The 15,494-nt window shown below is 45.0% G+C and carries 10 protein-coding genes; 2 read left to right on the top strand and 8 right to left on the bottom strand.

The genetic code is table 11. The features are described 5' to 3' along the window. Positions 1 to 67 precede the first annotated feature (67 nt). The 6 genes from ACINK7_RS17010 to ACINK7_RS16985 form a co-directional block, all read right to left on the bottom strand. Positions 68 to 442, bottom strand: a complete 375-nt coding sequence (locus tag ACINK7_RS17010; RefSeq protein ID WP_404357086.1) for a hypothetical protein — start codon at positions 440 to 442, stop codon at positions 68 to 70. 349 nt (positions 443 to 791) lie between these two features. Next, positions 792 to 3,854: a type I restriction endonuclease subunit R gene (locus ACINK7_RS17005; protein WP_404361471.1), complete on the bottom strand. Its 3,063-nt coding sequence runs from the start codon at positions 3,852 to 3,854 to the stop codon at positions 792 to 794. Continuing rightward, the gene (locus ACINK7_RS17000; protein WP_404357084.1) at positions 3,854 to 5,005 is read right to left on the bottom strand and encodes a restriction endonuclease subunit S; all 1,152 of its coding nucleotides are present in this window, start codon (positions 5,003 to 5,005) and stop codon (positions 3,854 to 3,856) included. Before ACINK7_RS17000 ends, ACINK7_RS17005 begins: the two co-directional genes overlap by 1 nt. Then, complete coding sequence (locus ACINK7_RS16995; protein WP_404357082.1) at positions 4,998 to 6,500, bottom strand: N-6 DNA methylase; 1,503 nt, start codon at positions 6,498 to 6,500, stop codon at positions 4,998 to 5,000. Before ACINK7_RS16995 ends, ACINK7_RS17000 begins: the two co-directional genes overlap by 8 nt. Further along, entirely contained in the window at positions 6,497 to 7,999 is a 1,503-nt protein-coding gene (locus ACINK7_RS16990; RefSeq protein ID WP_404357080.1) for an N-6 DNA methylase, read from the bottom strand. The genes ACINK7_RS16995 and ACINK7_RS16990 overlap by 4 nt, the downstream gene beginning before the upstream one ends. 746 nt (positions 8,000 to 8,745) lie before the next feature. Then, a complete protein-coding gene (locus ACINK7_RS16985; protein ID WP_404357079.1) occupies positions 8,746 to 8,904 on the bottom strand; it encodes a hypothetical protein in 159 nt (52 codons plus the stop codon). A gap of 757 nt (positions 8,905 to 9,661) precedes the next feature. Here ACINK7_RS16985 and ACINK7_RS16980 point away from each other — a divergent pair. Next, positions 9,662 to 9,922 (top strand): IS3 family transposase, encoded by a 261-nt coding sequence (locus ACINK7_RS16980; protein WP_404357077.1) that lies wholly within the window; start codon positions 9,662 to 9,664, stop codon positions 9,920 to 9,922. 602 nt (positions 9,923 to 10,524) lie between these two features. Further along, a complete protein-coding gene (mobH, locus tag ACINK7_RS16975; protein ID WP_404357075.1) occupies positions 10,525 to 12,396 on the top strand; it encodes a MobH family relaxase in 1,872 nt (623 codons plus the stop codon). Between the two features lie 184 nt (positions 12,397 to 12,580). On the opposite strand, the gene ACINK7_RS16970 is transcribed toward mobH, so the two are convergent. Beyond that, positions 12,581 to 13,681 (bottom strand): Fic family protein, encoded by a 1,101-nt coding sequence (locus ACINK7_RS16970; RefSeq protein WP_404357073.1) that lies wholly within the window; start codon positions 13,679 to 13,681, stop codon positions 12,581 to 12,583. 457 nt (positions 13,682 to 14,138) lie between these two features. Then, a complete protein-coding gene (locus ACINK7_RS16965) occupies positions 14,139 to 15,221 on the bottom strand; it encodes a tyrosine-type recombinase/integrase (RefSeq protein ID WP_404357072.1) in 1,083 nt (360 codons plus the stop codon). Positions 15,222 to 15,494 lie beyond the last annotated feature (273 nt).

Raw genomic sequence — 15,494 nt, 5'->3', positions numbered from 1 at the left:
CGAGTCTAGTTTACTGTCGGTTAAGCGACATTGACTCGTGTTGGGTAAGCGATTTGATATTTTTCACTTACCATGTAATTAAAGGCACCAATCCCAAGCTATTAATTTCCTCATTGCCTGATGCAAGTGCTTCATGCACTTCTAAAACTCGCTGATAGTCCCAGTACTTAAGGCGATCGTTAAGCGCTTGAACACCTGCAGCATGTTTCTTGATTTTCTCGATCTGGACTGAATTGGAAACCGCAACAACGGCCTGAACTGCAGGGTTATTCACTGCTTTAAGTAAATTTAGAATCATGCTATCAATCGATCCTTTTGTTTGGACTTCAAAGACGTAGACCACACGCCCCATATTTCCTATGGTTTGTTCCCATAATGTATCCACTCGTGAGCCATCCGCTACTTTAACTTCTGTGCGGCTATCCAATCCAATCCAAGCCATTGACCAATATCTTTCAGCTTATCTCGTATTTCATTTTGGTCTTTAACAGGTTGTTGATTTTCTATATTTGGCACGTTATATGATCTGTATTTAATGGAAAGTCTCGCTTTTCGCTACAATATATAGTCAATTTGTTATTCGACTAACGTCTACACAACTGATTTTCAACAGCCTGTTAAAACCAATTTTTACATTGCCAATATCATGGTAATTACCCTCTGAATCATGAATCGACATATAAAACATAGTTACGAAAGCGTAATCATTCCACCTGTCGACCTGTAAATACACGGCATTAACACCTGTATTTGGTATTTTTTCCCCGCGTGGAACTAAGAGAAACTCCATATCAATAATGCTCTTCAATATACCCATAAGCCTTACTAAAAAGCTCTTTGTCTTTGCCTAATCCAAATTGAGCCAATGTCAGTAGCAACGCTTTTTGTATTTCACGCGGACCGCTATTTGATTTTTGCCAACCATCAAAACGAGTCGCTTTAACGATTTTGTCTATCTGTTCCACGATGTCATGAATGACTTTGGGTGTGCTATCAGGTCTAGTTTCCAGAAACAGTTTAGTTAATGCTTGGATGTTATCTTCTTCGGTAACAACTTTTTCGTCTAGCTCGCGTTCCAGATGTACCGCTTGCTTGGCAGCATCCAACAAGCCTTTTAGCCAATCTATCGCCTTGATAACACCCGCTTCATAATCTTGACGTAGTTTTTCCAGGCGTTCGCCCAGTGCAACAAACTTGGGATTTTCATGACCGCGTAAACGGCCCATTAAGTTGATTTCTAGTTGTCTGGCGCGCTTTTCTTGCTCCTTTTCAGTCAGGACAAATACTGCATGCTCATCCATTACTAGATCGTCAATATCATCACGAATGCGTGTTATGTCGGTATTCTCGTGAATCATCTTAATCACTTCTGGACCAAGAGCTGCCCAGACTAAAGCGCCTGTTTGGCCTACCGGACGTACTGATTCATATATCTGCGCCAACCACTTAAAGTCTTTACGATACGGCGCTAAGAACGGATCAGGGCTAATAGCGGCCCACAATTTATTCAACACACCAAACGTAGCGGCAAACGCATCACGCTTTTCATTGGTCGGCAAACATTCTTGCGCGGCCATAATGCCGTCAAACCCATCTACAGTGCGATCAACGTTGGGAAAGAATGCCAAACATTTTTCCAGTTGCGGCGGAAATAGTTCTTTAAAAGCCTCTATGCCTTCAATGACGCCTTCGATTTCTTCCGGGTTATAAGCTAGAGCAGAGCGTAAATTCTCAAACACACCCAGATAGTCAATGATCAATCCCAATTCCTTACGGATGCCGTCAATCTCAAACAAACGATTGGTGCGACACATTGCTTGTAGCAAAGTATGGTCACGGAGTGGTTTGTCCAGATACATGCAATAGCAAATAGGCGGATCAAAGCCCGTTAATAATTTAGCGGTGACGATAATCAGTTGTAACGGATGAGTTGAGTCTTTGTAATCTTCAATCAGGTCTTTTTGTTTTTGTTCATCGCCGTCGTATTGTTGCCAGCGTTCAAAATCAGCTTCCTGAACCGGCAGTTCTAATTCATCTTTCCAGCGCAACCAGTCTTTATTCTTTTTACCTTTTTTATCGCCTTCAGTGGCTTTGATGGGTGCTTGGTCAATGTTCATGACCACTTCCACCGCATCAAACCCCATTAAATTGCCCAGCAGGTAATACATTTGTACACACGCTTCACGGTCATAGACTACGACCATGCCTTTCATTTTTTTCGGTTTAACGTGGCTGGCAAAATGTTGGGCAATATCGTTGCTGATGGCCTTCATGCGTTTAGGCGCTTTCAACAAAATGGCCAGTTTGCCGGCTCGTTTGGAAAGCGCCGCTTTCTCGTCTTCATCCAGATTATTTTCTTCAATGAGTCGCTGAAATTCTTCGTCAATCGCAGCTTGATCAACGCGAAGTTCAGCCAAGCGCGGTTCAAACTTGACCGGATTAGTCGCACCGTCACGAATAGATTGCTTGTAGCTGTAACGATTCATATAACGTCCTTCGTCTTCGTCAGCACCGAAGAGCTTGAAGGTATTGCGCTCCAAGCTTGAAATAGGCGTACCCGTTAAACCGTAAAAGTGCGCATTCGGTAAAGCCCAACGCATTTTGTCGCCTAACGAGCCTTCTTGAGTGCGATGCGCCTCATCCACCAATACAATGATGTTATCGCGTGCGTTCAAACCGTTGTGATCGTTGACGTCAATTTCAACGTCTTTAAATTTAAAGATGGTAGTAATCAAAATACCGCGACTATCTTGTTCAATCAGTTGTCCTAGCTTTTTACAGCTGCGCACTTTGATTAGATTTTTTACATCCGCACCGCCAAAGGTTTCGTTGATTTGCGTATCCAAATCTCTGCGGTCTACCACCACTAACACGGTTGGATTTTTTAGATCATTATCAGCACGTAGCATGCGAGCAGCGTAAAGCATCAGCAGCGATTTTCCGGAACCTTGAAAATGCCAGATAAGTCCTTTACGCGGATAGCCTGCTTTAACACGATCCACGATTTGTTTGGCCGCTTCAAATTGCGGATAACGCGGTAAGATTTTTGCGCGTTTGGGTGGTGTGTGTTTGCCGGTTTTAAGCGTAGAAAACAGCGCGAAGGAATGTAATAGTTGCAACAGCGTCTGCGGATTTAACAAGCCTTCCGCGCTATCCAACACAGACGACAACGTTAATGGGATTTCATCGCGCTGACTGGTTTTATGCCACGGTCCCCAGTCTTTAACACTGGCGTTGATGGCACCATAAGCAAAGGTTTTGCCTTCACTGGCAAAGCACAACAAATTTGGCACAAAGAACGGCTCAACATTTTTCCAGTAGTGCTTTTGACCGCCCATAAAATCGGATGCGCCATCCTGCCAGCTAATAGAAGGTCGTGTAGCCGATTTGACTTCACCGACCACTAACGGAATGCCATTTACATACAACACAATATCAAAATACACTTCAGTGGCCGCAAGGTAATGTACCTGCTGCGACACCACAAAATGGTTGTTTTCAATCTGGTTAAAGTCAATCAGGTTGATGGTGACATGATCGCCATCCTGACCAAACGGCAACGTTTTTTCTGCCATCAGCCATTCGTTAAAGTTTTCATTCGCTTTAACGAGGCCGGTATGTCTAGCTTCATAAATAACGCCGCGCAGTTTATAGATTACTTCATCGGCATAATCGGGATTGGCGGCAATATCAGGATTTAACGAACATAATGCCGCTTTCAGCCATTCATCCACAAAGATGTCACTGATCTGTTTCGGCAGAGCATCACCGTGACAGTAATTCCACTTTACACCGCTTAATTGTTTTAGGCGGTCAATAATTCCATTTTCGGTGACGGTTTGTTCGGTGAACATCATACTTCCCTATAGCTGCGAAATATCGAGTTTTTAAGATTTTGCATCCGAACAAATCTATCGGATAACACTTCATTCAAGGACTCAAATTCTGAAATGATGTTTGATATATTTATTTGAAAATCAATTTCAGGCACTGATAATTGTATTTTTCCAATAACATTTTGGTTGACTGATGGAAGTGCTCCTGATTGAACGTAATCTTTAAAATCAAGGCTACATAGAAAATGATACAGATATTCAGGTAATATATTTTTAATGGGGACTGCAGCCATCATATTGTTATCTATTGCAGTATCCCGCGTCAGAATTCTTCTTCTATTCAAAAGCAACGCGGCACCGACTTTCGCAAAAACGGTACTTCCTTTTGGAAAAATATTCGGCCGAATTTCATTTATTTGTGAATTACTAATCCAGTTTGATGAATCAACGATAAATTTCTCATTATTAGGTAAGTTCATATCGCTTACTTTTATAAAAGGTAGATCACCAACTTGAGCGCCTTGATACTTCTCCTTAAAAGCATTCCCACCTTTAAGGCTAACAAAATCTTCTAGAATGCCAGAGTCGCCTTTTTCATTATTCTTAACATTTTGTCTTAATAAGAATAAAATATTTTCAATGATGCTCTTTGTATGTTGAATATGCTTAAAGCAATCTTCTATCTTATTGAAGATTCTGATTATTGACAGCTGAATTGTAATGTCAGGCATGGCGAATACCTGGTTTTCAAGAGCTTTCCATTTTATAGTAGGTGATAAAGAGCCTTCTGAAATTGCTATCGCTCTATTCATAAAAGCATCAGACTGCATAAAAAACGGCAAAAACTCTGGTAATACCGTTTCAGGCTTTGCCTCCAAAACCATTGCATGTGCCGAACAAATACAATCCCAATCCGCCACACCTAATTTACGCTGATAAGCCCTTCGCTTGCCAAAAATGATTTGGCCTTTTTTGACTAACAGCTTTTGCCCTTCAACATCGCTGGGTACGCCATGCCGCTTAATTCGTAAACTATCCGGGTCTAAATGTTCAAGCCCCACATAGATGTTTAAATTGGTTTCACTGGGTTCTACACGCTTGGAAATATGCTTCGCCATATCTCCAAATTTGACCATGCGCCAACCTTCCGGTAATTGCGTTTCAGACATTCGTTTCAACCTCGCTAATGTCATATCCCAGTTCAGCAAGGCTGTTAAATAATTCAGTGGTTTGTTTTTTCAATTTCACGCGGCTAATTTTCCAGGCTTCAATGGCGTGTTCAATGTCTTGCGCTTCGTGACCGCTATCGTTTTGCACATACAGCGGAATAGACAGGTTATGCTGATTAGCGCGAATATCTTCTATTGCCACCAATGCTGCGATAGTGGGTTGGTTGTCTGGCTGAAAGTACGCTTCAGTCAGTACGCTTAAATTTTCATCCGATAACCGGCTATGCGCTCGTTCACGAGTGACTTGTTCCACACCGTTGATAAACAGAATTTTGTGTTTGCGTTCAGTCGGTTTATTGCGACGCAGCACCACGACGCACGATTCCATCGGTGAGTTGTAAAACAAGTTGGGCCCTAAACCAATGACGGCTTCTATCAAATCTGCTTCAATAATTTGCTTACGAATCGCTTGCTCGGAATCTCTAAACAACACACCATGCGGCCACAACATCGCAGCACGTCCGGTTTTGGGATTTAAACTTTTGATGATGTGGGTATAAAACGCATAATCCGCGCAACCTTGCGGCGGTACACCATACAGATTGCGACCATAAGGATCAGCGGCAAACTTATCGCGGTTCCATTTTTTTATAGAGTAAGGCGGATTGGCGAAGATGACATCAAACTGCTTGAGCTGATCGTTTTCAATAAATTTGGGTTCGCTGAGCGTATCACCGCGCAGGACTTCAAATTCTTCAATGTCGTGCAAGAACATGTTCATGCGAGCAATCGCTGAGGTCAGCAAATTCACCTCTTGCCCATAAAGCTTAACGCTACGCCATTCCTTATTTTGATTACGCAGTTCCATGACGCCGTTCAACAACATGCCGCCTGTGCCACAAGTCGGATCGTAGGCGGTTTCACCCGGTTGCAATCCCATGATGCGCGTCATCAAATGGACAACGGTACGATTGGTGTAAAACTCCGCAGCGGTATGACCGGAATCGTCTGCAAATTTTTTAATCAAGAACTCATACGCTTCGCCAAGATCATCTTGATTGACGGTGTTGATCCCTAATGGAATTTTGCTGAAATGTTGAATCAGATCAGCTAACAGATGATCTGGCAGGCGCTCTTTGTTAGTCCATTGCGCATCACCAAACACACCATGCAAGCGTTCGTTGCTGGATTCAATTAAACGCAAAGCCGTTTGAATCGCTTCCCCGATATTTTTTGTGGTATTACGCACCACTTCCCAACGCGCTTCGGTTGGAATGTTGAAGCGGTGAAACATGGGCATGGCGGCATATTCAGTGTCGCCTTCGTGAATAAGCAATGCCTCGTTGTATTCTTCTAAATAGACATCCGACAGCCGTTTATAAAACAGCAACGGAAAGATGTACTGTTTGTAATCGGAAGCATCTATTTGGCCGCGTAAATATTCCGCCGCGCCCCAAAGGAGGTCTTCTAATTTCTTTTTGTTTAGGGTGCTCATATTTCAAAGCCCTCTTTGATCAACAAGTCTTCAAGCTCTTGCTCCGCTTGTTCTAAGGCAGCTAGTTTATTTTTAAAATCTAACAAGGCTTGTTCAACGGTGATTGTTTCTTCTTCTAACGGTTTTTGCACGTAACGGGCAATATTTAAATTGAAGTCGTTTTCTGCAATTTCGGATAGATTGACCCATCGTGCGACACCTTCAATTTCCTTGGCATTCTGCGGTCCAGCTTGTTCTTGGCTTTGGTAGATGTGATAAATCTCGTCCGCTTGCGCAACTGACAATGTGTTTTGCGCACGACCTTTGGTAAAGATTTCTTCAGCGTTAATGATCAGTACATGGCTTTGATGGTCAACCGGACGCTGTTTTCTCAGCACCAGAATGCAAGCGGGGATACCGGTGCCGTAAAACAAATTCGTTGCAACGCCAATAATGGCTTCAATCCGATTTTCTTCCAGAAGCTTTTTGCGGATTTTGCCTTCAGCTCCACCACGAAAAAGCACTCCATGCGGTAGCACTACGGCCATGCGCCCGTTATCGTTTAACGAGGCAAACATGTGTTGGACCCAAGCAAAGTCGCCATTGGTTTGCGGTGCTAAACCAAATTGTTTACGTCCATAAGGATCGTTTTGCCATAGCTCGTAACCCCATTCTTTCAAGCTGAACGGAGGATTGGCAATTACGTTGTCAAAGGTTTCTAACGTATCGCCTTTGATAAACTTTGGGTGACGTAAGGTATCGCCCCGCACAATGTCAAAGTCTTCCATGCCGTGTAGAAATAAGTTCATACGGGCAATGGCTTCGGTGGTGAGATTCTTTTCTTGGCCTTTGAGTTTTAATAAGCGAGGATCGCCGCCATGTTCTTTAACGTGATGGATGGTTTCCAGCAACATGCCGCCAGTACCGCAAGCTGGATCGTAAACACTTTCGCCAGTTTTGGGATCAAGAATGTTGACCATCAAGCGAACAATGGTGCGCGGGGTATAAAACTCGCCGGCTTTTTTATTGGCTTTATCGGCAAAGCGTTTGATGAGATATTCGTAAGCGCGGCCCATGTCATCATCGCGAACACTGGACACACCCAAATTCACTTTATTGAAATGATTCAATAAAGTACCCAGCAATTCATCTGACAACCGTTCTTTATTGGTCCACCCTGCGTCACCAAAAATGCCGTGCAAACGTTCATTGGCAAGTTCTATACCCCGGAAGGCTTCCTTCAGTGCTTGGCCAACGTCTTTAGTTTTATTGAATACGTGTCGCCAATGGCATTGTTCCGGAATTTGAATCCGGTGGAACATATCGCCTTTGGCAAGCTCTGCGTCACCGATTTGTTCTAACGCTTCAGTATATTCCTCATCGTATACGTCACAAATACGTTTGAAGAACAAGACGGGGAAGATGTAGGTTTTATAGTCTGAGGCGTCAATTGGGCCGGTAAGGATATGCGCGGCATGCCAAAGATGGGCTTCTAAGTCCTTTAATGTGATGAGAGTCATTAAGCATCCATTACTGCTTTAATAAGGTAAAGCGGTGTTAAATATTTATCCATACGAAGCGATGCAAGTTAAAAAGCTATCTTAGCGCTTCTGAGTTGTCTTATATCTTACCAGTTATGGAAGCTCGGCAACAAAAAGCAGCAATTCTCAATTTCGAAATATTTTTAAAATTACATAAAAATCAATTATATAGAAATTCAGTTATTTTTTGCTTGGATTCAAGTAACTATGGCACAACAGAAGCATTGCGTTCAGAATTTAGAGGATCAAACGGAATGAAGAGCCTCATGAGCAACTACATCCCGCTTTTTACTGTGTAATCAGACCCAAAATACAGCTTGAAAATGATTTATAAATCATTGATTTATTTTGACGCTGTAACTTGAGAATTGCTGAACAAAAAGAGAGATTATTCTCCCTTTGAAAAAAGTAGGACTCAAAAACATGTGTTGCGGCAGTTAAATAGCACAGTGATGCGTCGCATTAGACGTTGAGCATTCGCATGGCTTGGTCTGCTCGTTGTTGAATGATGGCGTAAACGGCTTGTTTGGATAGCTTGCAATCCTGAATCGTGCCGTTTTTGCTGATGGGGTTGAACAGGTAACCTACTGATTCGAGATGTTAATTTATGACGTTGACCCATTGTTTGACGATTCGACGAGTGTCGGTATTTAGGTATGTCGTGCGCTGTTTGTTTGTTGCCTTTGCCGGCTTGAATGGTCAGCATGCCATTGCGTGTGTGGTAATCAGCTTAGCTGAATATTGATGATTTCCGAACCCTTGAGCCCGGTCGCCAATAGTGTTGCGATCAGCGCATAATCTCGTTTGCCTCTGACCCGTTTGATCTCGTTGAACAAGAGCAATTGGTCGGTGCTGATCAAGTCCAGGTTGAAGCAGGCTTTCATCACGCCTCGAAGTGCTGATAACGTTAGGGTTGACGGTATTGGCCGATTTCTTTTGCTCTTGTAGCGTATTACGTACTTTGGCCAGGTGTTGGTATTCGAGAATATTCCAAGGCATCTGCTCCAACACGCCTTCGGGTTTCAAAATATCCGTGGCGGTTTAGCAGACTTTTGACCGAACGTCTGCCGGTGGGAACAAATACTTGCAGATATAGCGTGAGTGGGTCAGCTTATTGAGTTTGAATCAGTTGATAATAACTTCTGAGCTTTTGTTGGAATTGATCTTCAGTCATGGCTCGCCCCTTCTCGTTTTGCATTCATGGTATTGAACCAACTGAGTACGGCTTGATGCGTTGCATCAGTCACTTTTTGGTTTTGTTTGCCTTGTAACTGATCGATTCGTAATTCCAAAATGTGGCTTTGGTTTCGACGGATCTTGATCCCTAAAGTTGCCCGTTCCGGTTCCAATATCCGGTAAACGTAATAGCGGCCTTGAGAATGTCGTCATCATAAGCACCAAAGGTGCTTCTGAATGTAGAATAAGCCAAGTACAAGGAAGCGCTGTATAGCCAAATCGGGCGATTGAAAATCGAGTTGGACTGACTCAAAAAAAGTCCGGACTGTCCCTGTAAGCGAACTGCACCAGTGACTGGAACCGGCCCCGGAACTCTCCTTGAGTCGTCGGTGCGCATTAACCGGCGTGTCGCGGGGTAGCTAATACTACCGAAGCGCACCGGAAGACGCGCTCACGATCAACCTGATGTATTGGATCGATGTGCTTTATACCGACTATCTCTTTTACGGAAGTCGGCGGATGACGCATGCGCTGAGACGGTTAGTCTATCGGCTCAATCGTAAGCGCATCCGACTGCTCATGGCGAAGATGGGCTTGGAAGCCATTTATTGCAAGCCCAATAACAGCCAAAACCGGACTGGCCGAGTATTTTTTCAGTTTTACAACGAAACGAGGCCTCATCAAAGCCTGAATAACGCGACAACACATGAATTCCATGGTGGCTAGCAGCCATGCCGCGTGGCAGGCCTATGGACGAAGCGTAAATGTCCTTCGGACCGTTTTGATAAACTGCTGAAGCAGTTTCCCACAAGCTTAACTACACTAATTCACCCTTTGTCCACAGTCCGCCATGAACCGAAAGTGGTTGATGAAAACGCCTGCGGCGCAATAATAACAAGTGATATTTTTTTTAAAGAGCAGGCTCCATTTTAAATTAGACCATTTTCTGCATTGACGTTAGGGCTCACTTTAGATATGACTATTGCAGGTCTTTCGATTGATATTTTCAGGCATCTACACATAACGCACCCTGCAGTCGATCCGGAAATTGTATCTGCCACAAAGTCCTATAAAATAGAGAATACATTTATCTTGAGCGACACGACGACTCCAAAACCTGCATCGCTTTTAATCAGAGGTTTGTTGCCCCAGCGTTATTCGGCGATTGGTCGTTGGTATGCGAGGGTGGGGCGGGGCAGGTTCATTCGAAACTGAACGCAAAAATGGGCTTTATCTGGAGTCGCAACCATCGCTGCCGCATCGCTATGTCGCTCCGGATGGGTTACTGCGAGAATACGGCAAGAAAGTGCTAGGAGATGAGTAAGCCCATGTTGCATTTTAACTGGCTAAAAAAAGACCGGAAAAAATCCGAAGCAGGCACGCGGGCACCGCCCAATGTTCCCGGTATTCTGACCGTTCGTAAAGTAGACGATCTCTTGGCTCGTCACAAGGGCATGATTGTTCAAATCGATGAATTGGCCGGTTTGTCGGAACGCAATTTCAACCGCTATTATCTCGATGCGATTGGCAATTTCGCACGATTCGTACAACTGTTGCCGGCTTCGGAAGTCCACCATCATGCAGGCCCCGGTGGCATGCTGATCCATACCCTGGAAGTTTGTGTCAATGCGTTGAAGATACGACGTTCGTATCTTTTATCGGAAACCGGCGGTGCCGAAGAAATCGCGGCCAAACAAGACTTATGGACCTACGCCGTTTTCCTGGCCGCGCTCTGCCATGACGTGGCCAAGGTTACCGTCGACCAAACCGTGACCGTTTACGATCTTAACCATCAATCAAAGTCCTGGTCGCCTTGGGAGTCGTTTTTGGACGAGCAGGGCGCATGGTACAGCACGGAATTCCAGCATGGCCGGCACTATCGCTTACACGAAAAAGCGTCATTATTATTGATCCATCGGATTATTCCTGCCTATGCACTCAATTGGATCTCGAGCGATCGCTACATATTTACTCACTGGTTAGCCTGTGTATCGGGCGACATCGACAATGCGTCATCCATCGGGGAAATTGTCGGGATCGCCGATGGCAAATCGGTGGCCGCCAATCTAGGTGCAGACACCAACCGCATGCCGGTGGTCAAGACTAAACCGTTGCATGAAAAAATGCTGACGGCTTTACGCTATTTATTGAACGAAGGGGAGTTGCCGTTAAACAGAAACGGAGCCGCCGGCTGGGTCAGCGGAGATGACTGTTGGTTGGTCAGTAAACGAACAGTCGATGCGATCAGAGATCAACTAACCCAAGAAGGCCATAGCGGCATACCCACGAAAAACGGCCGACTGTTCGATATGCTTCAAGAGCATGGCGTGTTGATCCCGTATGGCGACAAAGCCATCTGGCCCTGTATTGTCGAGGGGGAAGGGTGGCGTAATGAATTGACGATGATCCGCATTGCAGTGGCGAAAATTTGGCCAAACTCCGACAGCCGGCCGAAGGCATTCGAGGGACGAATCATCCCGGCCGAAATGGAGGCATCAACAAAGTTAGATGCTTCGGCGGGCAACGAAAAAAATCGGCCAAGTTCTGTAATAACGACAATGAAGACCTGTTCGGATCAAACTGCTCCTGAAGAATCGCAGCACAATCAGGAAAACGAGCCGAGTTTGACCATGGAACCGGAAGACGAATCACCGGCTTCAAATCGACAACAACTTAGGCACGATTTTGACTTGCAGAATTTCTTACCCTCGGACGAGAGTGCTCGCGATGAAAGTCAACCGGCAAATCCCGATCCGGATACCATCACAACAGAACAGAAAAGCCATTCCAATGCACAATCGGAATTGGCTGTACCGGTCAATGATGAAACGGACGATCCTGCCGATGCGTTTTTTGCGTGGCTACGCAACGGCATACAAAGCGGCGACATAAAAACCAATCGGCCAAAAGCGCGGGTGCATGTGGTCAACGAAGGCGTCGCGCTCATGACGCCCGGCATATTCCAAGATTATGCTTCGGCACAAACCAACGGCCGCACAGACTGGGCGTCCATCCAGAAAAAAGTTTTGAAGAAAAATTGGCATGTTCGCGATGTCCAAGGCTTGAATGTGATCAAATACCGAGTCGAAGGCGGCAATAAATCGGCCACGATCAATGTGATACTTATTAATGACGAATCGCTGGTATTCGGAGGAAAAGAGCCGCCAACGGCTAATCCGCATTTGAACCGAATTTGTTGAGTTGCATCTGCATTGGTAGGTGTTTGCAGAAAGATGCCAGTCAATTTACCGAATTGTCGCATCAATTATCACTCTTCAACAACATCTCGATTCATTAACGAATCATCCGCTTATCTATTGCCTCCCGAGTTTGTCCGCATTATTTTTTTGGACAGCTATGGCGCCAGCCATGGCTGTATTAGCTTTAAAGATTAAGATAATACCGGGTATGCTTACGTTCCCCTGTCCTTGTTAACGCCCCTTTCATCACCAAATCTTGTAAGTCCCGAGTCGCTGTCGGACGGGTTGTGCCGGTTATGCCCAAATATTTTTCTGCACTCAAACCGCCTTTGAACCCCTCCGGGCCTTCGCGGAACAGTCTGGACAATACCTTCTCCTGGCGGACATTGAGTTGCCCTCGTAATCTGTCATAAAATTTGGCTTTATTGATCAGAAATTCAAGTCTTACTTGGGTATAGCGTTGGGCGCTTAATACGGTATCCGCAAAATAGATTAACCAGGCTGTAATTTCATTGTCTTTGTTGGCTAGTTCAAGTGTGATGTAATACGCCTTCTTGTTCCGTTCAATGGTGTGGGCGATAGCAATCAGCGTAGGTTGCCCCACACACTGCGCCAAGGCTTTCTCGGCAATTGCCCGGCCGATCCGGCCATTGCCATCTTCAAAAGGATGGATGCTTTCAAAATATAGGTGGGCGATACCCGCTCGCACTAAGGCGGGTAATGGTGAATGTCCGTCTGGGGCTGTCGTATTAAACCAGTCAATATACCTATCCATTTCCGTCATGACTTGTGCGGATGGCGGCGCTTCATAATGGATTTTGGGGGAATAGATGGGCCCGGATACTATTTGCATAGGCTCTTGATGAGTTCGGTATCGCCCGATATCATTGAGGTCATGTCTACCGTTGGTCAGCATGGTGTGCCAATTAAACAAGGTGGCGTGAGATAGGGGCGATTGAAACCCCTGGTATAAGTCAACCATGACCTGCGCTATTCCGTGTTCGGCAGGTGGAATCTTACGGTTATCGGAGACTAATCCGAATTGGCGGCGGATGGATGACTGCAGGCTATCGCGATCCAGATATTCGCCCTCAATCTCTGAGGTCTTAAAAGCTTCATTACTAATAAGCTCGATGGTTAACTGGCTTTTTTCTTCATCGTCAAGATGCTTAAAAGCCCCAAACAAAAGGCCTGCACCAAGCAGTAGCCTGTTGTCATAGCCAACGAGGGGTAATTCTTCGTATCTAAAATGAGGCCAATCGGGTTGTTGCCAATTCCATACCATGAGCTATAACCGTAACTTATATAGCTTATATTAGTTTATTTTATGATGTATAAAAAGATATTTTATTCATCATCCTCAATAATTGCGTCCCGTTTCATCATTTTACGAGATTAATTTTTCTGATTGGAACGTCTCTAAAATTCAGAGATGGAAATCTTGCAGAAATTATGGGGCACTAGGATCCGGGCCTAAAATTTTATGTGCCCAAAAATGTCCGGCAATGAGCTATCTGTAACGATTTTTCAGGCTTTCTTAGGCTCATTTTAAAGGATTAGCAGGATGTAAAGCATTGAATTAATTGATGTTAAAAAGGAAAGATAAACCTTTTAATGCGATGGTCGAGCGTTCGAATCGCTCACGACCCACCACCAATTTAATATACAAATCAACCAGTTAGCTTTGTTCGGGCGACTGGTTTTTTTATGCCTGCAATCTTCCAAATTACCCAGTGGGTAAATCATGATGCCAAACGCAACATGGTCACCCCTTCCACTTTGGTTAACTTCTCAACAGCAGCAAGAAGCTCCCCAACTTCCGCCGGTGAATAATGAACCGTGATGTCGCCATCAATATGATGCATGAGTGCCTTTCGGGTCTCCAACGGCACTCCGGCCAATCGCAAACGCCTTGCAAAGGTATGTCGAAGATTGTGCGGACCTGATAGAACGTTATCGCCAATCGGTAACCCGGCTCTTCTCCATGCATTTTTCCAGGCGGTATTATTCATCCTTTTCACCGGCTTTCCACGGAAACCGAACACATGGGTATTCGATTTACCGCGCCGACTATCGACCACATTTTTTGCCAAGCCGTTTAGTACCAGTAAACATGTCGTCTGATTCTTGGTGAACTCACCAGGAACCAGAAAAATCGAAGTGTTCAATTCCGGCACCTTGATCTCCCATTCCCACCGCAATTCTGCCACGATATGTTCACGGGCTCCAGTATGTACGGCAAACAGCGCCATTTCAGCCATGTGGGCCGGTAACTCCCTAAAGAAGCGCTTTTGCTCGTCAAAGGAGAGAGGGTGAGGATTGGCTGCATCCTTCCAATCCGGCATCCTTAACAACGGCGCAACTGGCAACCAAGGCTGATTATCGAGATCACGCCATACCCGTGAAGCCAATGTCAGAATCCTTCGAACAACAGACAGCTCCCTTTTGACGGTGGCACTTTTCGCTCCCTGTTCCCGACGATGATCGATATAAGGCTGTATGCTGCCTTGATGGATCTGGTCTAGCCTTAAACCGCCCAACCAGGGATCGAGATTCGCAAGACACCCGGCATCCCTCGATAAACTTGCCTTGGTTTCCTCATTTAAATACTTCGTAGCCGCTTCGCGGAACGTTCTGAACCTTGGCGCTGCCGCCTCAGTTTTTGCAACCGCTATGGCCCGGTGGTATTCGACTTCCGCTTCTTGCCACGTGCTCGCTGTAAAGCGGTGGCGAACTCTTCCAAGTCCGTCGATGCGTTTGTCAATCGAGCCTTTCCCTGTTTCTTTGTCCCAGTACAAGCCTGGGAGACTGTTTCTTTTTGCCATGATGGTTTCTCCGTAACCCTCACGTTGCGGATCATATACTCATCCAAAACGCGATTAAGTTCAAGTAAATCAAACCCGACGCCTTGCTTTCCTAATGAAATCTCTGTTAATAAGGTCCTAATCTCCCGATCAAACAATGTTCGTCCCATGCCACAATAATAGGCAGCTTCGTCAGGTCTTAGAATTCGTGGAGGAAAGCCATACATCGGCGGAACAGTGTTTCGTGAAATGAGACTCTATTCCGCCATATTTAAAGCAACTTGAAAATTTCAT

The sequence above is a fragment of the Methylotuvimicrobium sp. KM1 genome, from assembly GCF_044788715.1.
Lineage (GTDB): Bacteria > Pseudomonadota > Gammaproteobacteria > Methylococcales > Methylomonadaceae > Methylotuvimicrobium.
Note: the sequence above shows the minus strand (reverse complement) of the source record. Positions and strands in the feature narration are given on the sequence as shown.